Origin of the sequence: Streptomyces endophytica, assembly GCF_026153355.1 — a bacterium.
GTDB lineage: Bacteria > Actinomycetota > Actinomycetes > Streptomycetales > Streptomycetaceae > Streptomyces > Streptomyces endophytica.
In genome coordinates this window covers 4,897,793-4,920,513 of the sequence record NZ_CP110636.1, presented here as the reverse complement: position 1 = coordinate 4,920,513, position 22,721 = coordinate 4,897,793, and the positions used below count along the sequence as shown (strand labels likewise).

At 73.5% G+C, this 22,721-nt stretch carries 15 protein-coding genes and 8 pseudogenes; 13 read left to right on the top strand and 10 right to left on the bottom strand.

What is annotated here, in order from left to right:
• Positions 1-167: 167 nt before the first annotated feature.
• Entirely contained in the window at positions 168-1,274 is a 1,107-nt protein-coding gene (locus tag OJ254_RS31915; RefSeq protein ID WP_481005123.1) for an aconitase family protein, read from the bottom strand.
• Positions 1,160-2,110 (bottom strand): aconitase family protein, encoded by a 951-nt coding sequence (locus tag OJ254_RS31910; RefSeq protein WP_481005121.1) that lies wholly within the window; start codon positions 2,108-2,110, stop codon positions 1,160-1,162. Before OJ254_RS31910 ends, OJ254_RS31915 begins: the two co-directional genes overlap by 115 nt.
• 191 nt (positions 2,111-2,301) lie before the next feature.
• Between OJ254_RS31910 and OJ254_RS22025 the strand changes: the two genes are divergently transcribed.
• Complete coding sequence (locus OJ254_RS22025) at positions 2,302-3,048, top strand: GntR family transcriptional regulator (protein ID WP_265363706.1); 747 nt, start codon at positions 2,302-2,304, stop codon at positions 3,046-3,048.
• An 80-nt stretch (positions 3,049-3,128) separates the two neighbouring features.
• Positions 3,129-4,289 carry an adenosine deaminase gene (locus OJ254_RS22020; RefSeq protein WP_265363705.1) on the top strand — a complete coding sequence of 387 codons (1,161 nt, stop codon included), beginning with the start codon at positions 3,129-3,131 and terminating at the stop codon, positions 4,287-4,289.
• Positions 4,290-4,389: 100 nt separating this feature from the next.
• On the opposite strand, the gene rpsN is transcribed toward OJ254_RS22020, so the two are convergent.
• From rpsN to OJ254_RS22005, 3 genes and pseudogenes are all read right to left on the bottom strand, one after another.
• Positions 4,390-4,695, bottom strand: coding sequence for a 30S ribosomal protein S14 (rpsN, locus tag OJ254_RS22015; RefSeq protein ID WP_265363704.1), 306 nt, complete (start codon positions 4,693-4,695; stop codon positions 4,390-4,392).
• Positions 4,696-4,699: 4 nt separating this feature from the next.
• Positions 4,700-4,930: pseudogene (gene rpmB, locus OJ254_RS22010) on the bottom strand (50S ribosomal protein L28); the annotation flags it as partial.
• 166 nt (positions 4,931-5,096) lie between these two features.
• The gene (locus tag OJ254_RS22005; RefSeq protein ID WP_265363703.1) at positions 5,097-6,119 is read right to left on the bottom strand and encodes an alcohol dehydrogenase catalytic domain-containing protein; all 1,023 of its coding nucleotides are present in this window, start codon (positions 6,117-6,119) and stop codon (positions 5,097-5,099) included.
• Positions 6,120-6,286: 167 nt separating this feature from the next.
• Between OJ254_RS22005 and dhaK the strand changes: the two are divergent.
• The 3 genes and pseudogenes from dhaK to OJ254_RS21990 all read left to right on the top strand — a co-directional run.
• Positions 6,287-7,270, top strand: a pseudogene (gene dhaK, locus OJ254_RS22000) (dihydroxyacetone kinase subunit DhaK); the annotation flags it as partial.
• 163 nt (positions 7,271-7,433) lie between these two features.
• On the top strand, positions 7,434-8,000 hold the full coding sequence (gene dhaL / locus OJ254_RS21995; RefSeq protein ID WP_265363702.1) for a dihydroxyacetone kinase subunit DhaL: 567 nt from the start codon (positions 7,434-7,436) through the stop codon (positions 7,998-8,000).
• A gap of 14 nt (positions 8,001-8,014) precedes the next feature.
• Positions 8,015-8,443 (top strand): annotated as a pseudogene (locus OJ254_RS21990) (PTS sugar transporter subunit IIA domain-containing protein).
• 51 nt (positions 8,444-8,494) lie between these two features.
• Here OJ254_RS21990 and OJ254_RS21985 read toward each other — a convergent pair.
• Positions 8,495-9,311, bottom strand: a pseudogene (locus tag OJ254_RS21985) (SAM-dependent methyltransferase).
• Positions 9,312-9,704: 393 nt separating this feature from the next.
• Here OJ254_RS21985 and OJ254_RS21980 point away from each other — a divergent pair.
• Together OJ254_RS21980 and OJ254_RS21975 are read left to right on the top strand one after the other, a co-directional pair.
• Positions 9,705-10,643: an RNA polymerase sigma factor gene (locus OJ254_RS21980; RefSeq protein WP_265363701.1), complete on the top strand. Its 939-nt coding sequence runs from the start codon at positions 9,705-9,707 to the stop codon at positions 10,641-10,643.
• Positions 10,637-11,113, top strand: a complete 477-nt coding sequence (locus OJ254_RS21975; RefSeq protein WP_265363700.1) for a hypothetical protein — start codon at positions 10,637-10,639, stop codon at positions 11,111-11,113. The genes OJ254_RS21980 and OJ254_RS21975 overlap by 7 nt, the downstream gene beginning before the upstream one ends.
• Positions 11,114-11,127: 14 nt before the next feature.
• Here the strand turns inward: OJ254_RS21975 and amaB are convergent.
• The 3 genes and pseudogenes from amaB to OJ254_RS21960 all read right to left on the bottom strand — a co-directional run bounded on the left by amaB (position 11,128) and on the right by OJ254_RS21960 (position 15,391).
• A pseudogene (amaB, locus tag OJ254_RS21970) lies at positions 11,128-12,688 on the bottom strand (L-piperidine-6-carboxylate dehydrogenase).
• Positions 12,689-12,752: 64 nt separating this feature from the next.
• A pseudogene (hglS, locus tag OJ254_RS21965) lies at positions 12,753-14,154 on the bottom strand (2-oxoadipate dioxygenase/decarboxylase).
• Between the two features lie 40 nt (positions 14,155-14,194).
• On the bottom strand, positions 14,195-15,391 hold the full coding sequence (locus OJ254_RS21960; RefSeq protein WP_265363699.1) for an NAD(P)/FAD-dependent oxidoreductase: 1,197 nt from the start codon (positions 15,389-15,391) through the stop codon (positions 14,195-14,197).
• On the opposite strand from OJ254_RS21960, the gene OJ254_RS31140 reads away from it, so the two are divergent.
• On the top strand, positions 15,297-16,889 hold the full coding sequence (locus OJ254_RS31140; RefSeq protein ID WP_341483640.1) for a sialidase family protein: 1,593 nt from the start codon (positions 15,297-15,299) through the stop codon (positions 16,887-16,889). The two genes, OJ254_RS21960 and OJ254_RS31140, sit on opposite strands and share 95 nt — an antisense overlap.
• Here OJ254_RS31140 and OJ254_RS21950 read toward each other — a convergent pair.
• Positions 16,799-17,305, bottom strand: a complete 507-nt coding sequence (locus tag OJ254_RS21950) for an STAS domain-containing protein (protein ID WP_265363697.1) — start codon at positions 17,303-17,305, stop codon at positions 16,799-16,801. The genes OJ254_RS31140 and OJ254_RS21950 overlap by 91 nt on opposite strands.
• Positions 17,306-17,597: 292 nt before the next feature.
• Between OJ254_RS21950 and OJ254_RS21945 the strand changes: the two are divergent.
• From OJ254_RS21945 to OJ254_RS21925, 5 genes and pseudogenes are all read left to right on the top strand, one after another.
• Positions 17,598-18,361, top strand: a pseudogene (locus OJ254_RS21945) (DeoR/GlpR family DNA-binding transcription regulator).
• A 214-nt stretch (positions 18,362-18,575) separates the two neighbouring features.
• Positions 18,576-19,897 (top strand): annotated as a pseudogene (locus OJ254_RS21940) (ABC transporter substrate-binding protein).
• Positions 19,878-20,861, top strand: a complete 984-nt coding sequence (locus OJ254_RS21935) for a carbohydrate ABC transporter permease (RefSeq protein WP_265363696.1) — start codon at positions 19,878-19,880, stop codon at positions 20,859-20,861. Before OJ254_RS21940 ends, OJ254_RS21935 begins: the two are co-directional and overlap by 20 nt.
• Positions 20,858-21,706 (top strand): carbohydrate ABC transporter permease, encoded by an 849-nt coding sequence (locus OJ254_RS21930; protein WP_265363695.1) that lies wholly within the window; start codon positions 20,858-20,860, stop codon positions 21,704-21,706. Before OJ254_RS21935 ends, OJ254_RS21930 begins: the two co-directional genes overlap by 4 nt.
• A 13-nt stretch (positions 21,707-21,719) precedes the next feature.
• Positions 21,720-22,712, top strand: coding sequence for a zinc-dependent alcohol dehydrogenase family protein (locus tag OJ254_RS21925; protein ID WP_265363694.1), 993 nt, complete (start codon positions 21,720-21,722; stop codon positions 22,710-22,712).
• Positions 22,713-22,721 lie beyond the last annotated feature (9 nt).

Genomic DNA, 22,721 nt, shown 5'->3' with positions numbered 1-22,721 from the left:
AGGGCGAGCCGCACCCCGGGTCCGCAGGCGGTGGGTGAGGGAACCGCCGCGGTGCCCCCGGTGAGGAACGGCTCGGCTCAGCGGCCCCCGTGCCGGGGATTCCCCGGCACGGGGTCGGCCGATCGGCCCGCGCGCCGGACTCCCCCGGCCCGGCCGCGCCGCCGGTCTCACCGTGCCAGGGCCGGGATGACGCCGCCCGCCAGGACCGCCCGGCGACGTCCGGGCGAGAGCCGGTGATGGACCGGATACTCCTCGTCGCGGGTGGTGTTGCGGACGCGGAGGGCCGGCGGGCTCTGCTCCGCGAGCGCCTCGTGCAGCCCGGTGAGCCGGAGCCGGTCGCCGGGCCCGATGCGCCCGTAGTCGGCCGGATCGTCGAATTCCAGGGCCAGGACGCCGAAGTTGGCGAGGTTCTGCCAGTGGATCCGGGCGTACGACTTCGCGATGACGGCACGTAGGCCGAGATAGCGCGGAGTGATGGCGGCGTGTTCCCGCGAGGAGCCCTGGCCGTAATTCTCCCCGGCGACGATGAGGTGACCGCCGTCGTCCTGGGCCGCTTTCGCGCGCCGCGGATATTCCGGATCGAGCCGGGTCAGGGTGAATTCCGCGAGTTTCGGGATGTTGGACCGGTAGGGCAGTGCCTTGGCGCCCGCCGGGGAGATCTCGTCCGTGGAGACGTCGTCACCGGCCTTGAGGAGAACGGGGAGTTCCATCTCGTCCGGCAGCGGGTCGAGTTCGGGCAGTGCGGAAATGTTGGGGCCGCGTTCCAGCTCCACCCCGAGGGCCTGGTCCGGTGGCAACGGCGGTTCCAGCATGGCGTCGTTGACCGATACCGGGTCCGGGGCCTCGGGCGCCGGGCGGTCCACGGCGCAGCGGGCGGCCCATTCGCGGGGATCGGTGATGGTGCCGGTCAGCGCGGAGGCGGTGGCGGTTTCCGGCGAGCACAGCCAGACCGCGTCGTCGTCGGTGCCGGAGCGGCCGGGGAAGTTCCGCGGGAAGGTACGGAGCGAATTGCGCCCCGCGGCCGGCGCCTGCCCCATGCCGATACAGCCGAGACAGCCCGACTGGTGAATTCTGGCGCCGGCCGCGATCAGCGCGAAGGTGGCCCCGCACCGGGTCAGGTCCTGGAGGATCTCCCGGGAGGTGGGATTGATGTCGAAACTCACGCGGGGGGCGGTCTGCCGTCCCTGCACCATGGCGGCGGACACCGCGAAGTCGCGGAATCCGGGGTTCGCCGACGATCCGATGACGACCTGGCCGACCGGCTCGCCGGCCACCTCCCGTACGCGGACGACCTTTCCCGGCGAGGTCGGCCGGCGATCAGCGGTTCCAGTGACGTCAGGTCGATCTCCTCCGCCAGGTCGTAGGCGGCGTCCGGTGCCGCGACGATCTCGGTGAAGTCGGCACCCCGCCCGACCGCGTCGAGGAATGTCCGTACGGCGTCGTCGGCGGGGAAAACGGTGGTGGTGGCGCCGAGTTCCGCGCCCATATTGGCGATGACGTGCCGGTCCACGGCGGTGAGGGAGGCCAGTCCGGGGCCGTGGTATTCGAGGATGCGGTGGACGCCGCCCTGGACGCCGTGGCGGCGCAGCATTTCCAGGATGACGTCCTTGGCGCTGACCCACGGCGGGAGTTCGCCGGTCAGCCGGATTCCCCAGATCTCCGGCATGGTCAGGTGCAGCGGCCCTCCGGCCATGGCGAGGGCCACTTCCAGCCCGCCGGTGCCGATCGCCAGCATTCCCAGGGATCCGGCGGCACAGGTGTGGGAATCCGAACCGGCCAGGGTTTTTCCGGGAATTCCGAAGTGCTGCATATGCGTCGGATGGGAGACGCCGTTCCCGGGCTTGGAGAACCACAGGCCGAAACGGCGGGCCGCCGAGCGGAGGAAGAGGTGGTCCTCCGCGTTGCGCTCGTCGGCCTGCAGGATGTTGTGGTCGACGTACTGCACGCTGACCTCGGTCCGCACCCGTTCCAGCGCCAGCGCCTCCAGCTCCTGCATCACCAGTGTGCCGGTGGCGTCCTGAGTGAGCGTCTGGTCCACCCGCAGGGCGATCTCCTCGCCCGGTTCCATGCGGCCGGACACCAGGTGGTCGCCGATCAATCGCTGCGTCACGGTCCCATGCGAACGCCCCATTTGTTCATGTTAGCCCTCCCCCGCCGTGCCGGCCCCGCCCCGCCGTCGGCCGACACCGGCCACCGGCCACCGGCCACCGGCCACCGGCCACCGGCCACCGGCCCATGATCCTCCGCGCGTGGGGCAGACTTGTCGGACAGGGTGGGACGCCGTGGGAGAGGGAGATCGACATGGCCGGCAGGCAACCGCAGCGGCGACCGGTCGTCGCGCTCTACGAGCGCATGGTCGAGGCGGTCCGGGACGGCACGTACCCGCCGGGCTGCACCCTGCCGACCGAGCCCCGGCTCGCCGCCGAGCTGGGCGTGAGCCGGCCGGCGCTGCGCGAGGCGCTGATCCTGCTCCAGGAGGACGGCGTGATCAACGTGCGGCGCGGGGTGGGCCGCACGGTCAGCCACCACCTGCCGCCGCGCGGCTTCGAGTACCTCAAGCCGGTCGAGGAGCTGCTGGGCGAGGGCCGCCAGGTCGCCACCACCGCCCTGGCCCGTACGTACGAGGAGCCGACCGACTTCTCCACCCAGCACCTGCTGCTGCCGGGCACCTGCCGGGTGCGCTTCTGGGAGAGCCTGGTCGAGGTGGCCGGGCTGCCCTCGTGCCTGACGCAGGAGTGGGCGGCGCGGGACGAGCTGCTGGCGGAGCTGCTGCCGGCGGCGGTGGAGGCGTTCGACGGGCCGGCGGCGGGCTCGTCGTCGATGCTCCGGCTGCTGCTCGGGGCCGGGCGCGGGCTGCCGCTGACCGGCGGCAGCACGGTGGTGGCCACCACCCTGGGCCGGCAGCGCGGGGCGCAGCTGGGCCGCCCGGCGGACACCCCCGCGGTGCTGATCACCCAGGTCGTCCGGCTGGACCGCACGCCGCTGCTGGCGGCCAAGCACATGCTGCCGCCGGGCGCGCCCGCCCTGCCGGTCTGGCAGGCCCGGTAGCCGGCCGGCGCTCCTTCGGCCACCCTCGCCCGCCGGGACGCGTTCGCCGTCCCCGGGAAGTCGTGTCATACTCCCGCCCCATGACCTTGTCTGACAAGCTGCCGCTGGCGGCTCCCCATGTCCTCGATGAGCAGCAGATCCGGCGCGCCCCCAAGGTGCTGCTGCACGACCACCTCGACGGCGGCCTGCGCCCCGCCACGGTCATCGAGCTGGCCGAGCACATCGGGTACCGGAACCTGCCCACCAGCGACCCCGCCGCGCTGGGCCGCTGGTTCCGCGACGCCGCCGATTCGGGGTCGCTGGAGCGCTACCTGGAGACCTTCGCGCACACCTGCGCGGTCATGCAGACGCCGGAGGCGCTCTTCCGGATCGCCGCCGAGTGCGCCGAGGACCTCGCGGCCGACGGCGTGGTCTACGCCGAGGTGCGCTACGCCCCCGAGCAGCACCTGGCCGGCGGGCTGTCCCTGGACGAGGTCGTGGACGCGGTCAACGCCGGCTTCCGGGAGGGCGAGCGCCGGGCCGCGGCCGCCGGCCACCGCATCCGGGTCGGCACCCTGCTCTGCGCCATGCGCCACGCGGACCGTTCCCCGGAGATCGCCCGGCTCGCGGTCGCGCACCGCGACCGCGGGGTGGCCGGGTTCGACATCGCGGGCGGCGAGATCGGCAACCCGGCGAGCAACCACGCCGAGGCGTTCGACTACCTCCGCGCCCAGGGCGCCCGGGTCACCATCCACGCCGGTGAGGCGGTCGGCATGGACTCCATCCACGAGGCGGTGCTGCGCTGCGGTGCGCACCGCATCGGCCACGGCGTGCGGATCACCGACGACCTCTCGACCGGGCCCGACGGCCGGGTCACGCTGGGCCGGCTGGCCTCCTACGTCCGCGACATGCGGATCGCGCTGGAGGTCTGCCCCACCTCCAACCTCCAGACGGGCGCCGCCAGCAGCTACCCCGAGCACCCGATCGACCTGCTCCGCCGGCTCGGCTTCCGGGTCTGCCTCAACACGGACAACCGCCTGGTCAGCGGCACGACGATGACGCAGGAGTTCCAGCACCTGGCCACCACCTTCGGCTACGGCGCGGCCGAACTGGAGGAGTTCACGGTCAACGCGGTCAAGGCCGCCTTCCTCCCCTTCGACGAGCGCACCGCGCTGCTGAACGAGGTCGTGCTGCCCGGCTACGCACGGCTGCGCGCCGAGGAACTCGGCCGGGTCCCGGCCGGCGCGGGCAGCCTTGTCTGACAGCTAATCGGCGGTCAGCGGGGCCGCACTCCCCCACGGCCCGCGGCCCGGGCAGCCGCCCGGGCCGCCGCCTCGTCCGCCGGTACGCCGTTCCCGCCGCCTACCAGGACGACTTGGTGACCCCGGGGAGGAACCCGGCGTGCGCCTGCTGCCGCATCCGCACCCGGGACAGGCCGAACTTCCGCAGGTGCCCGCGCGGCCGGCCGTCCACGCCGTCCCGGTTCCGCACCCGGGTCGCGCTCGCGTCGCGCGGCTGCCGGCGCAACTCGGCCTGGGCGGCCGCGCGTTCGCCCTCAGTCGACGAGGGCCGCCGGATGACCTCCTTCAGCTCGGCGCGCCGGGCGGCGTACCGCGCGACGATCACCTTGCGCCGCTCGTTCTTCGCGATCTTGCTCTGCTTGGCCATCAGACCTTCCCCCTCGCGCGCGGATGCGCGCCACCGCGGCCTCGACCCCGATGACGTCGACCGTCCTGATCCCCTTGACGCCGAGGGTGAGCCGGACGTGGCGGCCTTCGCTCGCCAGCCAGTAGCGCTTGCGCTGGATGTTCGGGTCGAACCGGCGGGACGTCCGGCGGTGCGAATGGGAGATGCTCTTGCCGAAGCCCGGCCGGGCGCCGGTCAGTTGGCAGTGGGCGGACATGCGGGGACTACCTCTCGTCGATCTCGGTCTCTCGTCGGCACCACTTAACGGTAATGGAAACCATTATCAATACTAGGGCATGCGGGCGGGCGTCGCGAGAGCCGGTCGGGGGCAGTCGGGGGTAACCGGGAGTAGCCGGCGCGCCACGTCGACGGCGGGGTGCGCGTCAGCGGGGGGTGACCACCATCCGGAAGCGGGCCGTTCCGGCGAGCATCTTCCGGTAGGCCTCGTCGGTCCGGTCCAGCGGCGCGGTCTCGATCATCGGGTGGATGCCGTGCAGCGCACTGAAGGCCATGGTGTCCTGCACGTCCTGTGCGGTGCCGGACGGATGGCCGCGGACGGCCTTGCCGGGAATGAGCAACTGCAGCGGGCTGATCCCCAACGGGTCCGAGGAGACGCCGATGACCACCAACTCGCCACGGTGGGACAGCCCGTCCACGGTCGCCGCGATGGCCTCGGCGCTGGCCGCGGTGGCCAGGACGACCTTGGCGCCGCCCAGGGACCGCAGGGCGTCCGCGACGGGGGTGTCCGCCGTGCTGTCGACGTAGTGGTGCGCGCCGAGCTGGTTGGCGAAATCGGCCTTGGCCGGGCCACGGGCGATGGCCACCGTCTCGAAGCCCATCGCGGCCGCGTACTGCACGCCCAGGTGGCCGAGGCCGCCGATGCCGAGGACGGCGACCAGATCGCCCGGCCGGGCGGAACTGCGCCGCAGCCCGTTGAACGTGGTCACCCCCGCACAGGCCATCGGCGCCGCCTCGGCGGCCGGGAGCGCCTCCGGGATGCGGGCCAGCGCGTCGGTCGGCACGATCGCCGCCTCCGCGTAACCCCCGTCGTACGCCCAGCCCGGGACCTTGAGGTTCTCGCACACGATGAAGTCGCCCTGCCGGCACGGCCGGCAGTGGTGGCAGCTGCCGCCGAACCAGCCGACGGCCACCCGGTCGCCCACCTGCCAGCCGGCGTCCACGTCCTCGCCCAGCGCCTCGATGCGCCCGGCGATCTCGTGCCCGGGGACCAGCGGAAACCGTACGCCCGGGACCTGGGCGTCCACGAAGACGACATCGCTGTGACAGACCCCGCAGGCGTCCACGGCCACCCGCACATAGCCGGGGCCGGGCTCCGGCACCTCGCGCTCGACGATCTCGAACGACCCTCCGGCGCCGGCGACCTGGGCGACGCGATAGCTGCTCATACGGCTCTCCGGGGACGTGCGGCGGGACGTACGGACGGCCCCCGTTCCAGCAGACCACCTCCCGGCCGATCACGCGCGCCGAAGCGCCCGGCGCGTGCCGGTGCCGTCGGCGGCGCCGCGGGCCGATACTTGAACCGCCGGACCGGCCCGCCCACCAGGAGGTACCCGTGAAGATGCTGATCAACGTGCCGGAGACCGTCGTCGAGGATGCGCTGCGGGGGATGGCCGCCGCGCATCCGGAGCTGGTGGTGGACGCCGAGAACCGGGTGGTGGTGCGGCGGGACGCGCCGGTGGCGGAGAAGGTGGCGCTGCTGTCCGGGGGCGGCAGCGGGCACGAGCCGCTGCACGCGGGCTTCGTCGGGCCCGGGATGCTGGACGCGGCCTGCCCCGGGGAGGTGTTCACCTCGCCCGTGCCGGACCAGATGGTGCGGGCGGCGGCCGCGGTGGACAGCGGGCGCGGGGTGCTCTTCGTGGTGAAGAACTACACGGGCGACGTGCTCAACTTCCAGATGGCGGCGGAGCTGGCGGAGGACGAGGGGATCCAGGTCGCCAGCGTGCTGGTCGACGACGACGTGGCGGTGACGGACTCGACGTTCACGGCCGGGCGGCGCGGCACGGGCGCGACGCTGTTCGTGGAGAAGATCGCCGGAGCGGCGGCCGAGGAGGGCATGCCGCTGGAGCGGGTGGAGGCAGTGGCCCGGCAGGTGGTCCGGTCCTCGCGCAGCTTCGGGGTGGCGCTGAGCGCGTGCACGACGCCGGCCAAGGGCAGCCCGACGTTCGATCTGCCCGCCGGGGAGCTGGAGTTGGGGGTGGGCATCCACGGCGAGCCGGGGCGGGAGCGGCGGCCGATGATGACCTCGCGGGAGATCGCGGACTTCGCGCTGGACGCGGTCCTGGAGGACCTCGAACCGCGGCTGCCGGTGCTGGTGCTGGTCAACGGCATGGGCGCGACACCGCTGCTGGAGCTGTACGGGTTCTCCGCGGAGGTGCGCCGGGTGCTCGACGAGCGCAAGGTGGCGGTGGCCCGTACGCTCGTCGGCAACTACGTGACGTCGCTGGACATGGCGGGCTGTTCGGTGACGCTGTGTCAGGTGGACGGGGAGCTGCTGCGGTTGTGGGACGCGCCGGTGCAGACGGCCGGGCTCCGGTGGGCCGGTAGCGGATCCCCCGGGGCGGCGCCGGTCCGTTTACCCGTCCTGGTGCTCGTGTATGTAGCTGGGTACCCGTTGCCGCAGGTGAACCGAGAGCAACTCGATCTGAGGAGAGTGGTCCGTGTCCGGAACGGCCCTGGATGCCGCGTTCTTCGTACGCTGGATGACGGCGGCGGCCGCCGCCATCGACCGGGAGGCGGAGCGGCTCACCGAGCTGGATTCGGCCATCGGTGACGCCGACCACGGCACGAACATGCAGCGTGGTTTCGCGGCCGTGGTGAAGGTGGTGGAGGCGGAGCCGCCGGCGACACCCGGGGCGGTGCTGACCACGGCCGGGCGGCAGCTGATCTCAAGCGTGGGCGGGGCGTCCGGACCGCTGTACGGCACGCTGCTGCGGCGCACGGGCAAGACGCTCGGCGACGCGGCGCAGGTGTCCGCGGAGGAACTGCGGGCCGGGCTGCGGGCCGGCGTGGACGCGGTGGGGCAGCTCGGCGGGTCGGCGCCGGGCGACAAGACGATGCTGGACGCGCTGGTGCCCGCAGTGGAGGAGCTGGCCACGTCGTTCGCGGCGGCGGCCGAGGCGGCCGAGGAGGGCGCGCGGTCGACGGTGCCGATGCTGGCCAAGAAGGGCCGGGCGAGCTATCTCGGCGAGCGCAGCATCGGGCACCAGGACCCGGGGGCGACGTCCTCGGCGCTGCTGTTCGCGGCCCTCGCCGAGGTGGCGAAGTGAGCAGCGGTGGCGAGGTGAGCGGCCGGGGCCCGGCCGGCGGCGCGGAGGCGCTGGTCGGGGTGGTGCTGGTGTCGCACAGCGGGCCGGTCGCGGAGTCCGTGGCCACGCTGGCCGTCGGGCTGGCCGGGGGCGGGGCCAAGGCCCGGTGGCCGCCGCCGGCGGCACCCGGACGGCGGGCTGGGCACCAGCGCGGAGCTGATCACCGAGGCGGCCCACCGGGTGGACCGCGGGGCGGGGGTGGCGCTCCTGGTCGATCTGGGCAGCGCGGTGCTGACCGTCAAGGCGCTGATCGCCGAGGGGGACGAGCTCCCCGAGGGCGCGCGGCTGGTGGACGCCCCTTCGTGGAGGGCGCGGTGGCCGCGGTGGTCACCGCCTCGGCCGGGGCGGACCTGGACGCGGTCGCGGCGGCGGCCGGGGAGGCGTACGGGTACCGGAAGGAATGAGCGGGCGGGGCGGCCCCGTTCGGCCGCTTCCGGCCCCCGGTACTCCACGCGTCAGGGCTTGCGGGCGATGGCCGCGTAGCAGGCGGCCTCGGCGTCGGTGACGTGGGTGGCGTCGGCGGGGTCGTCCGGTCGCCACTGGTGGGAGAGGGTGACGCCCGGTTCCAGCAGGTCCCAGCCGTCGAAGAAGCGGAGGAACTCGGGGCGGGTGCGGAACTGCAGGCGGGTCCCGGCGTCGCCGTAGATCTTGATGATCTTCCGCATCGCCTCGGGGTCGAAATCGGCGGTGGCGTGGCTCATGGCGAGCATGGAGCCGCTGGGGAGCGCCGCCTTGAGGGTTTCGACGATGGTGTGGGCGCGGTCCCGGCCGTCGTCGGGGACGAAGTGCATCAGCGCGTTCAGGCTGAGGGCGACCGGCCGGGACAGGTCGAGGGTGTCGAGGAGTTGCGGCGCGGTGAGGATGCCCCCGGGGTCGGTGACGTCGGCCTGGACGTAGGCGGTGCGGCCCTCGGGGGTGCTGAGCAGCAGGGCCGCGGCGTGCGCGAGGACGATCGGGTCGTTGTCGGTGTAGACGACCGGGCGTCGGGGGCGCTGCCCTGGGCGATGTCGTGCAGGTTGGGCGGGGTGGGGATGCCGGTGCCGATGTCGAGGAACTGGCGCAGGCCGGACTCGGCGAGGAAGCGGGTCGCGCGGTGCATGAACTCGCGGTTGATGCGGGCCGCGACCAGCGCGGCGGGGAAGACCCCGAGCACGCTGCCGGCGGCCATCCGGTCGGCCAGGAAGTTGGTCTTGCCCCCAGGAAGTAGTCGTAGATCCGGGACGAGTGGGCCCGGTCCAGCTGCAGGTCCACCACGGGCTCGTGCTCGTTCATCGTCCGCTGCCTCCCCAGGTACGGCTCACCACTCGGGTACAGCGCCGCCGGGCGGGGCGGATCGGGGGCGCATGCGAAGGAAGCGTGCGCCCCCAGCGCGCGCTTTCGGCCGTTGTGCGCTGGACTGTGGGAGCTCTGCCCGGTAACGGCCGGATCATGCGGGGCGCACACCCGCGCAGACGGTGACAGCCCGCCAGGTGAGTGTCACGATTCGTCACATGCCATTGTCACGGGTAACCATATGAATACGCAGCGGAAGATTTTTGCGCCCCTCGTGCCACAAATGGGCCCTGTTTCCTGTTCATTGGAGGGTGAGGGCAAACCGTCCTCCCGCTGTCCTCGGGACCCCGCCACCCGGCCAGCGGCGCATGGCGAACGGAACGAGGACTGCTCGTGAGCGCAGACCGGGACCGACTTCTACCGGCGTGCGCCCCGGCGCACACCTTCATCACGGAGTTAGCCGCGCTCCCCCGGTGCACGCTTCCGTCCGTCACACCGGCCCGGTCCGACCACCAACTGTCCATAACCTTCGAGGCGTTCCTCGCCACCCATGCCCGCAAGTGGCTGACCTACGCCTATCTGCACACGGGCAGCGAGGCCGCGGCCCGCGAGGTCGCCCTGTCCGCCTACGAGCAGCTCGGCCGGCTGTGGCCGCACGCGCTGCGGCAGGCGTCGGTGGAGGCGTACGCCTGGTCGGTCCTCAAGGAGCGGGTGGTGGAGTGGCTCTACGACCACCAGCAGCCCACCGCCCTGACCGAGACCGCCGCCTTCGCCGTCGTCACCCATGCCCTGCTGCGCGAGTGCCAGCAGCAATTCGCCATGCTGGAGAGCCAGTTGGGGCTGTACGCGGCGATCGCCAGACTGCCGGAGCGGCAGTGCGACGTGATCGTGCTCCGGCACGTCATCGGCTACAGCGACGCCCAGATCGGCGCCCTGCTCGGCGTCGACGAAGTCACCGTCCGCTCCTACGCGAGCCCGCGGCAAGCGCAAGCTCGCTGCGGCGCTCGGTATCGATCAGGGAAATCCCAGGGGGAACTGACCATGTCGCACACCCATTCCGCCGGCCGACGGGAGACCGTCGAGACCCTGCTCAGCGCGGCGGCCGCGGTCGCCGGGATCGACGGGCCGGCGGGCCTCTACGGTCTCGGCGGGCCGACGCCGCCCGGCGGCCCCCACCGGATCGGGTCCCCGTACCGGCGGGCGCCCTCGCGGCGGACGGAGCGGGGCCGGCCGGGCTTCCGGGCCGGGCCGACCGGGCGGCGCCGAGCGGCTATCCGAGCGCCCGGGACGAGGCCACCCATGAACTCCAGCTGGCCTGCGCGCTGGTGGTGAACGCCGCGGCGGCCGCGGCCAGCCTGGAGCGGCTGGTCGACGACCACCGCATCGACCCCGAGGGCGCGCTGGTCTTCGCCTGTCTGCTGCACATCACGGGCCGTACCGACGCGGCGCACTTCTGGTGGCACTTCGGCGCCGGCGCCGGCAGCCGGACCGCCGCCTACTGCCTGTACCTCTCGCACCGCCGCAACGGCGAGTACCGCGACGCCGCGTACTGGCGGGAGCAGGCCGCGCACGGGCCGGACGAGGAGCGTCCGTCGGTGGCCGCGTTCGACGAGAAGCAGCTGCTCCCGGACGCGGCCCGGCACAACCTCCTGGTCCAGTGGCACAGCGGGCTCGCCCCGACCCTGCCGGCCGCCCTGGAGCACGTGATCAACCAGCTCGTCGTGGACAGCGACGACGAGGACTTCGGGGAGATCCCGCGCCCCTCCCCCACACTGGTCCGGGACCTCGGCCGGACCCCGTAGCCGGGCGGCCGGGGTCACAGGAAGCTGACGCCCTGGGCGAGCGGGAGGTCCGCCGAGTGGTTGACGGTGTTGGTGGACCGGCGCATGTAGGCGCGCCAGGCGTCGGAGCCGGACTCGCGTCCGCCGCCGGTCTCCTTCTCCCCGCCGAAGGCGCCGCCGATCTCCGCCCCCGACGTGCCGATGTTGACGTTGGCGATCCCGCAGTCTGACCCGTCGGCGGCGAGGAAGCGCTCGGCCTCGCGCTGGTCGCGGGTGAAGATGCTGGAGGACAGCCCCTGCGGCACGTCGTTGTGCAGCGCGAGCGCCTCGTCGAAGGTGCGGTAGGTCAGGACGTAGAGGATCGGGGCGAAGGTCTCGGTGCGGACGAGCTCGGTCTGTTCGGGCATCCGCACGATCGCCGGGCGCAGGTAGGCGGCGTCCGGGGCCTCGTCCGCCAGGCAGCGCTCGCCGCCGGTCAGCAGTGTGCCACCGGCCCGCCGCGCGGCGGCCAGCGCCTCGGTCATCGCCGTGCCGGCGGCCGGGCCGATCAGCGGGCCGACGAGGGTGGCCGGGTCGAACGGGTCGCCCAGCGGCAGCTGTTGGTACGCCCGCACGATCCGCGCGAGGAGGGGCTCGGCGATGTCCTCGTGGACGATCAGCCGGCGCAGCGTCGTACAGCGCTGGCCGGCGGTACCGGCGGCGGAGAAGACCACCCCGCGGACGGTCAGGTCCAGGTCGGCCGACGGGGTGACCACGGCGGCGTTGTTGCCGCCGAGTTCGAGCAGGCAGCGGCCGAACCGGGCGGCCACCCGCGGCGCGACCTCGCGCCCCATGCGGACCGAGCCGGTGGCGCTGACCAGGGCCACCCGCGGGTCGTCGACCAGGTGTTCCCCGCAGTCCCGGGCGCCGAGCAGCAGCCGGTGCACACCGGCGGGCGCGCCCGTGTCGGCGGCGGCCCGGGCGAGCAGCGCGTCGCAGGCCAGCGCGGTGAGCGGGGTCAGCTCGGACGGCTTCCAGACCACCGGGTCGCCGCAGACCAGGGCGATCGCGGTGTTCCAGGACCACACGGCGACGGGGAAGTTGAAGGCGGAGAGCACGCCGACCACGCCGAGCGGGTGCCAGCTCTCGGAGAGCCGGTGGCCGGGGCGTTCGCCGGCGATGGTGCGGCCGTAGAGCTGCCGGGACAGGCCGACCGCGAAGTCGCAGATGTCGATCATCTCCTGGACCTCGCCGAGCGCCTCGGAGCGGATCTTGCCGGCCTCGATGGTGACCAGGTCGGCGAGGTCCTCCTGATGGGCGGTCAGCAGCGCGCCCAGCCGCTTGACCAGCGCCCCGCGCCGCGGCGCGGGCACCGTGCGCCACTGCTGGAACGTGCGGTGCGCCTCGGCGACGGCCGCGTCGATCTGCTCCGGCGTGGTGGCGGCGAGCTCGGCGAGGGTGCCGCCGGTGAGGGGCGTACGGGCGGGGGAGGGTCTGGCCGGTGCCGGCGGTGACGGCGTCGAGGTCGGCGCCGCAGCGGCGCAGGGCGGTGGCCGCGCGGGCGCGCAGCTCGGCGGTGGCGGGGAGCCGGGGCCGGCGCGGGGTGGCGGCGGGCATGTCGCGCTCCTGGGGTGCGAAGGGGCCAAAAGGGTTCAGGGGGCGGGGACCGGTTCCGCGTCGATCAGTTCCCCGTGGTCCAGGGCGCGTAGCGCGGCGCCGCCCGGAGGGTGAACAGCGCCTTCCGCAGGGAGCGGTCCTGCTGCTCGGCGTAGCCGGCGTACGGGTCGGCCACCGGGCGGCCGATCGCCTCGGACAGCCGGTGGGCGTCGAAGGGCGCGCCGGCCAGGTCCGCGTCGTGGCGGCCCGCCCGGTCAGGTTGGAGCGAAAGATGCCGGCGGCGGAGCGCGCAGGAAGTCCTCGTAGACGATCGGGCGGGCGGTGAGCCAGCCGTGGGTGAGCAGGCCGGCCAGGTCGGCGGGCGGGCGCCGGCCGTCCCGGGGCGGGCCGGCACCGGACGGTAGGTGAAGAACGCCAGGTGGGAGACGGCGAGTTGGTGTTCGGTGCCGGGGAATCCCTGGAGCCAGAGGCAGCGGGCGGTGCGCTGCCGGTCGGCGCCCGGGCGCAGCACCGTCCGGCGGTCGGTCTCGGCCATGAGGTGGTCGTAGCGGGCCCGGCCGGCGCGGGTGAGGGCGATCCCGCGCGCCTCGACCTCGCCGAACCGGACGCGCAGCGCGCCGCGGGTGAGCCGGCCGTCGGGCTCGCGGAAGGTCCGGGTCTCGGCCAGGGCCCGGAAGGAGGTCTGGCGCAGCAGGACGTCCGGTCCCTCCCAGCGCGGGGGCCCCTGGATGCGGTCGATCATGGTGATACCGCGTTCGCCCATGCGGCGGTGGAGGACGTCGATGTCGAGGACGCGCGGGGTGAGGTGGTTGAGGTGGGTGGTCGTCACCCCGCCGATGTCGGCGGCGACCGCGGAGACCCGTTCCAGTTCGGCGTACCAGGCGCGGTCGACCGGCTCCGGTGAGAGGGCGAACGCGGCAGCGGCGAGGGTGAGGAAACGTTCGGCCTGGGGGTCGGGAGCCCGCCCTCCGCCTCGGCGCGGGCGGCCAGGGTGAGGAGTTCGGGCGGGAAGAGCTGCCGGCGGGCGAGGAAGGCGTCGAGCCGGGCGGCGAGGTCCGGGCCGAAGAAGCGGCGGTCGGAGGTGGTCAGGAGGGAGGTGAAGACCCGGAAGGGGTTGCGTTCCAGTTCCTCGGGGTCGGTCGGCCGGAAGGCGGTGGAGACGACGGGCACCGCGCCCTCGCCGCCGTCCCGCAGGTCGTAGAAGCCCACCGGGTGCATGCCGAGCGCCGCGAAGACCTGGGCGGCCTGCCGGAGTTCCTCCGGTGTGCCCACGCGGATGGCGCCGTGCCGCTCCACGCCGACCCGGCCGGGGCCGCCGAGCCGGGCGGCCTCCGGGTCCCGGCCGTGACCTCGTCGTTGATCTGCCCGGTCACCTCCAGCAGCGTGGTGTACGCGGGGACTTCGGTGCCGTACATGCCGGACAGCCGGCGGGCGAACGCGGCGCGCAGTTGCCAGGTGGGGACCATACGCAGCTCCGGGGGACGGGGCGGGACGGGTGCGGGCGGGTCAGATGATGTGGGCCTCCGGGCGGGCCGTGGGCGCCGCGCCGTCGTCGAAGCGGCTCGCGGCGAGCGGGCCGATGTCGAGGAACGGTTCGCGGCCCAGGTAGAGGTCGCGGACGAGTTCGCCGACGGCCGGGGCCTGGAGGAAACCGTGGCCGGAGAAGCCGGTGGCGTACAGGAACCGGCCCGGGCGGGTGGTCTCGCCGATGAGCGCGTTGCGGTCGGGGGTCATCTCGTAGAGGCCGGCCCAGCCGTCGACGACCGGGAGGCGGGCGAGGTCCGGGGCCCGGCGGGCCGCGGCGGTGCGCAGCGGCGCCAGCCATTCGCGGCTGAACTCCCGCCCGAATCCGGGTGGTTGGCGGGGATCGGAGAGGCCCATGAGCAGTCCGCCGGCGCCGTCGTTGTGGAAGTAGAGGGTGGAACCGAAGTCGAGGGTGAAGGGGATCCGGGGCGGGGCGGGGTGCAGCGGGCCGGTGAAGGCGATCTGCCGGCGCAACGGGGTGACCGGCAGGGCGACCCCGGCCAGCGCGCCGACGGCCCGGGACCAGGCGCCCGCGCAGCAGATGACGGTGGAGGTGCGGACCGTGCCGTGCGGGGTGCGCACGGCACGGATCACGCCGCCCTCGGTGTCGACGGCGGTCACCGGGCAGCGGGTGCGGACGGTCGCGCCGAGCCGGCGGGCGGCGCGCAGGTAGCCGGTCACCGCGGCGCGGGGCAGGGCGTGGCCGTCGGTGGGCGAGTAGGCGGCGGCGACGATGCCGCGGGGGTCGACGTAGGGGCACAGCTCCCGGGCGGCGCGCGGGTCGAGGAGGCGGCTGGGGACGCCGTGCCGGTTCTGGGTCTCGACCCCCTCGGTGAAGACGGCCAGTTCGCGGTCGTCGGCGAGGAGGAAGAGGTAGCCGACGGTGGTCAGGCCGATGTCGGCGCCGGGCCGGCGGGCGAAGTCCCGCCAGGCGGCCAGACTGCGCAGGCCCAGCCGGATGTTGAGCGGGTCGGAGAACTGGGCGCGGACGCCGCCGATCGGTTTGCCGGAGGACCCGGACGCGGGCCGGTCGCGCTCCAGCAGGAGCACCCGGGCGACGGCCGCCTCGGCCAGGTGGAAGGCGATGCTCGCGCCGATCACCCCGCCGCCGACGATCACCACGTCGGCGCGTCCGGGGAGGGGCTCTGCGGCCGTGGCCGGTGCCGCGGTGGAAGCCATCCGGTCCGCCTTCCCGTGTCGAGGTGCGGGAGCCGGTGCCGGTCGGGCACCGGTGGTGCAGGGGATGACGGGCGTGCCGTCGCGCGTCCATGGGGCGGGCCCGGACGCGGTGTTCCGGGTTCCGGAACCGCGCGGTTCCCCGGTCCCAGGGTTCTGGGCGGGGCGGGGTTGCGCAAGGTGGCCGTCTGCTCCGGGCGCGCGGTGCGGTCACCCCGACGGGGCCGGTCAGCGCGCCCGCCGGGACGCCCTCGCGCACGCTGGAGCGGCCCCCGTCGTGTCCGCCTGGAGGTACCGGTGCCCGCAGCCGCCCGCTCCCGCACCCTGGCCGTGCTGCTCGCCGCGGGCGTCGGCGCGGCCCTGCCGACCGCGCCGGGGGCGCCCGCCGCCGCACCGGTCCCGGAAGCCGGCCGGGTGCCGCCCGGCGGGCGCTGTTCGAGACCACGGATCTGGCGGTGTCCGGGCAGGGCGCGCACACATACCGCATCCCCGCGCTGGCCACGCTGCCGGACGGCACGCTGATCGCGGCGTACGACCGGCGGAACGACAGCGCGGCCGATCTGCCGGGCGACGTGGACGTGATGGTGCGGCGCAGCTCCGACAAGGGACGCACCTGGAGCGCGCCGCGGGCGGCGGTGGACTACGACGGCGGGGTGGGTGCCGGGGACCCGAGCCTGCTGGTGGACCGGACGACCGGGCGGGTCTTCCTCTTCCATGCGTACGCGCCCAAGGGGGTCGGCTTCGGCACCGCGGGCACCGGCAACGCGCACGACAGCACCAGCGTGCTGCACACCGATTGCAGCTACTCCGACGACGGCGGCCGCAGCTGGCGGCACCGTCGTCTCACCCGCGCCCTCAAGGACCCGTCCTGGCACGGCATCTTCGCCTCGTCCGGTTCCGGCAGCCAGCTCTCCGGGGGCGGCTGCTGCAGCAGTACGCGTTCCGCAAGGCGGACGGCAGCATGTGGGCGGCGAGCGCGTACAGCGACGACCACGGGGCGACCTGGCGCCTGGGGACGCCGGTGGGCCCGCGGATGGACGAGAACAAGACCGTCGAACTGGCCGACGGGCGGGTGCTGCTCAACAGCCGCACCGCGAGCACGCACCGGCGGCTGGTCGCGCACTCGCGGGACGGCGGGCTGACCTACAGCGCCCCGGCGGCCGACGACGAGCTGCCCGATCCGGCCAACAACGCCTCGATCCTGCGCTACGACCCGGCGGCGCCGGCCGGCCACCCGCGGGCGCACTGGCTGCTGTTCAGCAATACGGCGAGCGCCCGGGCCCGGGAGAACCTCACCGTGCGGGGGTCGTGCGACGACGGGGAGAGCTGGCCGGTGTCCCGGACCGTGGTGCCGGGGCCGGCCGCGTACTCGACGCTGACCCGGCTGCCGGACGGCACGTTCGGGCTGCTCTACGAGTCCGGCCCGTACCGGAAGATCACCTTCGCCCGGTTCGACGGGGCCTGGCTGGGGATGCGCTGCCCGGGGCCGTCACCCGGGTGAACGGCCGCTTCACACGGACGGGTCGTCGACGGCGGCGGCCAGGCCGGGCGGGCTCCGTCGGGGACGGCGGCCAGCGCATGGCCGACCGTCGGGTAGCAGGAGAAGACGCCGAGGGACTGGGTGCCGACCAGCAGCCGGAGCATCCGTACGCCGAGGGACGCCAGCAGCAGCCGGCCCTCCAGGCGGCGGCACAGCCACTCCAGGGCCAGCAGACAGCTGAGCCCCCGGGAGTCGCAGAAGCGCAGTGCGGTCAGGTCCAGCACGAGGAAGCGGTGCCCGGCCGAGACCACCGACCGCGCCTCGGCGAGGAACGCCTGCTCGGTGCGGAGGTCCAGTTCCCCGCTGACCCGCAGCACCGCGCACTCCTCCGCCTCCACGACCGAGGTGACCGCCAACGACCGCATCTCCGAGCTCATGCCGTCCAGACTATGCGGCGCCGCCGCCGGCACCACCGCTGCGGGCGGCCGGAAAGGATCGGGCGGTCCCGGTGGGCCACGGGCACCCCCGGGAGCGTTACGGGCAGCCGCCGGGGGGCCCGGCCGGTAAAGGAGCGGTCTGAAGCGGGCAGAAACGGGCAGTTTTTCTGTCACGACGGGCAGCACTCCGGTCAGCCCCGGTTGCTATAAACCTGATGCGGGCGGAAACGGGCAGGCCCGTGACCGAACGGAAGCCACCGGAAAATGCCGGACCACCGGGCAGGAGTGAGCCATGAGGGCCGAGGAACGCCAGCAACGCATCCTCGCGCTGGCCCGGCAGTCCGGCCGGGTCGAGGTCGCGGACGCCGCGTCCGAGTTCGGCGTGGCCCGCGAGACCGTCCGCCGCGACCTGAGCGAGCTGGAGCGCCGCGGCCTGGTCCGGCGGACGCACGGCGCGGCGTACCCGGTCGAGAGCGCCGGTTTCGAGACCACCCTGGCCCGGCGGGAGACCCAGCAGGTGGCCGAGAAGCGGCGGATCGCCGCGGCCGCCGCGGAACTGGTCGGCTCCGCCGAGACGGTGTTCGTCGACGAGGGCTACACCCCGGAGCTGGTCGCCATGCTGCTGCCCACCGACCGTCCGCTGACCGTGATCACCGCCTCGCTGCGGACCGCTTCCCTGGTCTCCGCCGCGGAGTCCGCCACCGTCCTGCTGGCCGGCGGCCGGGTGCGCTCCGGCACGCAGGCGACGGTGGGGTCCTGGGCCCGCGACATGCTCTCCGGGTTCGTGATCGACCTGGCGTTCCTCGGGGCGAACGGCATCTCCCGGGAGCACGGGCTGACCACCCCCGACCCGGCGGTCGCGGAGGTGAAGGAGCAAGGCCGTCCCGCTCCTCGCGGCGGCGGGTGCTGGTCGGGGTGCACAGCAAATTCGGCGCCAGCAGCTTCTGCCGGTTCGCCGACGTGAGCGACTTCGACACGATCGTCACCGACGCGGGACTGTCCGCGCCGGAGGCCCACCGCTACTCCCTCCTGGGGCCGCAGGTGCTCCGGGTCTGACCCAGGACCCGGCCGGAACCGGTCCGCACCACCACACCACCAGCCGCCGCCGAGGCCGCACCGCACCGCGGGCCCTCGTGCGGTTCCCCCACCGTGCCTCGGCACGACTCCGTATCCCCTATACGCCGACATGCAGTGAAAAAGAGAGGTATGAGCCGTGCGAGCACGATCCCCCGGGCCACACCGCGGCCCCCGCGCGGCGGGGCTCACCGCCCTGGCCCTGGCCCTGTCGCTGTCCACCACCGGCTGCTACCGCGGCGCCGGTGACGCGGGCAACGACGGCCACAACACCCTGAACGTCCTGATGGTCAACAACCCGCAGATGGTGGATCTCCAGAAGCTCACCGCGGAGCACTTCACCAAGGAGACCGGCATCAAGGTCAACTTCACCGTGCTGCCGGAGGACGACCTGCGCGACAAGATGAGCCAGGACTTCTCCAGCCAGGCCGGCCAGTACGACGTCGCCAGCGTCAGCAACTACGAGACCCCGATCTACGCCCGCAACGGCTGGCTCACGGAACTCGGCACCCGCGCCGCCAAGGACCGGACGTTCGACCAGAACGACGTCCTCCCGCCGCTCCGCAGCTCCCTCACCGCCGCCGACGGCAAGATCTACGCGGAACCGTTCTACGGCGAATCGTCCTTCCTGATGTACCGCAAGGACCTGCTCAAGGCCGCCGGCCTGACCATGCCCGCCCACCCCACCTGGCACCAGGTCGCCGCCCTCGCCGCCAAGTTGGACGGCTTCCGCACGGGCATGAAGGGCATCTGCCTGCGCGGCCAGCCCGGCTGGGGCCAGCTCGCCGCCCCGCTGACCACCGTCGTCAACACCTTCGGCGGGACGTGGTTCACCAAGGACTGGAAGGCGCGGGTCGACAGCCCGGAATTCACCCGGGCCACCCGGTTCTACGTCGATCTCCTCCGCAAGCACGGTGAGGCGGGCGCCCCGCAGGCCGGCTACACCGAGTGCCTCAACGACATGCAGCAGGGCAAGGTCGCCATGTGGTACGACGCCACCGCCGGCGCCGGCTCCCTGGAAACCGCCGGCTCCAAGGTCGCCGGCAAGATCGGCTACGCCCCGCCCCCGTCGAACGCACCCGCAACTCCGGCTGGCTCTACACCTGGGCCTGGGGCGTGCAGAAGGCCAGCACCCACCAGGACGCGGCCTGGAAGTTCATCCGCTGGGCGTCGAGCGCCTCGTACGAACGCCTGGTGGGCCACGAACTGGGCTGGTCGAGGGTGCCCGGCGGCAAGCGGGCCTCGCTCTACCGCAACCCCGAGTACACCCGGTCCGCCGGCGCCTTCGCCGCGGCCACGCAGCACGCCATCGGCTCGGCCCGGCCCGGCGACCCCGGCGTCCAGCAACGCCCCGCCCCGGGATCCAGTTCGTCGGCATCCCCGAATTCTCCGACCTCGGCACCAAGGTCTCGCACGAGATCAGCGCGGCCATCGCCGGCAAGCAGAGCGTGCCCGAGGCCCCTTACCGCGAGCCAGCGACTGGCGCAGGAGGTGTCCGATGCCTACGCAGACCACTGAGCCGGCCCGGGAGGCCGCGAGCCCGGGAGCACGGCCCGCCGGTGCGACGGCCGCCCGCGCCCGCCGCACCGAACGGGCCAAGGACTGGGCCCGCCGCGCCCCGCTCCTCCCCGCCCTGGTCTTCCTGATCGTCGTCACCCAACTCCCCTTCGTGGCGACGGTGGTGATCTCCTTCACCCGCTGGAACGCGCTGGCCCCCGACCACCGCGGCTTCGCCGCCTTCGCCAACTACCGGGCGGTCTTCACCGATCCGGCACTGCGGTCCTCGGTGGGCACCACGGTGCTGCTGACCGTGACCGTGGTCCTGGTCAGCCTGCTGCTCGGGCTGGGCCTGGCGCTGCTGCTGGACCGCAGCTTCCGCGGCCGCGGCATCGTCCGGACGCTGCTCATCACGCCGTTCCTGGTCGTGCCGGTGGCCTCCGCGCTGCTGTGGAAGCACGCCCTCTACAACGCCTCGTACGGGCTGATCAACGGCTCGCTGACCTGGATATGGGGGCTGTTCGGCAGTGACCACGCGCCGCAGCCGGACTGGATGACCGCGGTGCCGCTGGCCTCTGTCGAGGTGTCGCTGATCTGGCAGTGGACGCCGTTCATGATGCTGATCCTGCTCGCCGGGCTGCAGAGCCGGGCCGCCGACGCGGTCGAGGCGGCCCGGATGGACGGGGCCACCGCCTTCGACATCTTCCGCTACCTCACCCTGCCGCACCTGCGCCGCTACCTGGAACTGGCCGCGCTGCTGGGCACCGTCTACGTCGTCCAGAACTTCGACGCGGTGTTCACCATCACGTCCGGGGGGCTGGGCACCGCCAACCTCCCGTACACCATCTACCAGACCTTCTACCAGGCCCACGACTACGGACGGGCGTCCGCGCAGGGCGTCGTCGTGGTCGTGTGCTCCCTGCTCGTGGCGACCTTCGCGCTGCGTACCGTCTCGTCCCTGCTGCGCGAGGAGGTCACCCGATGAACCGCGCACCCCTGACCCGGCGCCAACGGCGGACCGGGAGCCTGCTCGGCCTGGCCGCCTGGCTGTGCGGCATCGCCTTCTTCCTGCCCGTCGCCTGGATGGTGCTGACGTCCTTCCACAGCGAGGCGGACGCGGCGACCAACCCGCCGAGCCTCGGCGCGGGACTGAGCCTGCACGGCTACCGGGAGTTCTTCGGCGCCGACAGCGGCGTCAGCCCCTGGCCGCCACTGATCAACTCCCTGACGGCCTCGGTGGTTTCCACCCTGCTCGTGCTCGCGCTCGCCGTCCCGGCCGCGTACGCCCTGGCCATCAAGCCGGTACGGAAGTGGAGCGACGTCCTCTTCTTCTTCCTCTCCACGAAGATGCTGCCGCTGGTGGCCGGGCTGCTGCCGGTGTACCTCGTCGCGCAGAACACCGGGCTGCTCGACAGCGTCTGGCTGCTGGTCATCCTCTACACCTCGATGAACCTGCCGATCGCGGTGTGGATGATGCGCTCGTTCCTCGCCGAGGTGCCGGTGGAGATGCTGGAGGCCGCCTCGATCGACGGGGCCGGGCTGACCACCACCCTGACCCGCATCGTGGCGCCGGTCGCCCTGCCCGGCATCGCGGCAACGGCGCTGATCTCGTTCATCTTCAGCTGGAACGAGCTGCTGTTCGCCCGGGTCCTGACCGGGATCGTCGCCGGTACCGCCCCGGTCTTCCTGACCGGACTGGTGACCAGCCAGGGCCTGTTCCTGGCCAAGGTGTGCGCCGCCGCCACCGTCATCTCGCTCCCGGTGCTCATCGCCGGGTTCGCCGCCCAGGACAAACTCGTCCAGGGCCTGTCGCTCGGAGCCGTGAAGTGAAGGGAAACGTGAAATGAAGGCCGCAGTGATCAGCGCGCCCGGCAAGGTCGAGGTCACCACCGTCGACGACCCCACCCCCGGGCCCCGCGAGGTCGTGGTCTCGGTCGCCGCCTGCGGGCTGTGCGGCACCGATCTGCACATCCTCCAGGGCGAGTTCGCCCCCACCCTGCCGGTCGTCCCGGGGCACGAGTTCGCCGGTACGGTCGTCGCCGTCGGCGGCGCGGTCACCGAGCTCGCCGAGGGCGACCGGGTGGCCGTCGACCCCTCCCTGTACTGCCACGAGTGCCACTACTGCCGGATCGGCCGCAGCAACCTCTGCGAGCGCTGGGCCGCGATCGGGGTGACCACGGCCGGCGGGGCCGCCGAGTTCGCCGTGGCCCCGGTCGCGAACTGCGTCAAGCTGCCCGACCACGTCCGCACCGAGGACGCGGCCCTGATCGAGCCGCTGTCCTGCGCGGTCCGCGGCTACGACATCCTGCGCTCCCAGCAACTGGGCACCCAGGTGCTGATCTACGGGTCGGGCACGATGGGCCTGATGATGCTGGAGCTGGCCAAGCGGACCGGTGCGGCCGGCGTGGACGTCGTCGACATCAACCCCGAGCGGCTGGCCACCGCCCGCACGCTGGGCTGCAGCAACGCCGCCGGCTCCGCCGACGAACTGGACCGGCCGCGCGGCTGGGACGTGGTCATCGACGCCACCGGCAACGAACGCGCCATCCAGGACGCGCTCGGCCGGGTCGGCAAGGGCGGCACGTTCCTCCAGTTCGGCGTGGCCGACTACGCCGCCCGCGCCGTCATCGAGCCGTACCGGATCTACAACCAGGAGATCACCATCACCGGCTCGATGGCCGTCCTGCACAGCTACGAACGCGCCGCGGAACTCTTCGCGGCGGGCGTCCTCGACCCGGAGGTCTTCATCAGCGACCGCCTCCCCCTGGGGGACTACGCCGAGGCGCTCGGCCGGTTCCGGGCCGGGCAGGGCCGCAAGATCCAGGTCTGCCCGTAAGAGGTGTGG

Excerpts from the sequence above, each read along its gene's own strand:
- OJ254_RS21950 (WP_265363697.1), bottom strand. The coding sequence starts at position 17,305 with ATGAGCTCGGAGATGCGGTCGTTGGCGGTCACCTCGGTCGTGGAGGCG.
- OJ254_RS22020 (WP_265363705.1), top strand. The coding sequence starts at position 3,129 with ATGACCTTGTCTGACAAGCTGCCGCTGGCGGCTCCCCATGTCCTCGAT.
- OJ254_RS21930 (WP_265363695.1), top strand. The coding sequence starts at position 20,858 with ATGAACCGCGCACCCCTGACCCGGCGCCAACGGCGGACCGGGAGCCTG.
- OJ254_RS21935 (WP_265363696.1), top strand. The coding sequence starts at position 19,878 with ATGCCTACGCAGACCACTGAGCCGGCCCGGGAGGCCGCGAGCCCGGGA.
- OJ254_RS22025 (WP_265363706.1), top strand. The coding sequence starts at position 2,302 with ATGGCCGGCAGGCAACCGCAGCGGCGACCGGTCGTCGCGCTCTACGAG.
- OJ254_RS21925 (WP_265363694.1), top strand. The coding sequence starts at position 21,720 with ATGAAGGCCGCAGTGATCAGCGCGCCCGGCAAGGTCGAGGTCACCACC.
- OJ254_RS31140 (WP_341483640.1), top strand. The coding sequence starts at position 15,297 with ATGCTCGCGCCGATCACCCCGCCGCCGACGATCACCACGTCGGCGCGT.
- rpsN (WP_265363704.1), bottom strand. The coding sequence starts at position 4,695 with ATGGCCAAGCAGAGCAAGATCGCGAAGAACGAGCGGCGCAAGGTGATC.
- OJ254_RS22005 (WP_265363703.1), bottom strand. The coding sequence starts at position 6,119 with ATGAGCAGCTATCGCGTCGCCCAGGTCGCCGGCGCCGGAGGGTCGTTC.
- OJ254_RS21960 (WP_265363699.1), bottom strand. The coding sequence starts at position 15,391 with ATGGCTTCCACCGCGGCACCGGCCACGGCCGCAGAGCCCCTCCCCGGA.
- dhaL (WP_265363702.1), top strand. The coding sequence starts at position 7,434 with ATGACGGCGGCGGCCGCCGCCATCGACCGGGAGGCGGAGCGGCTCACC.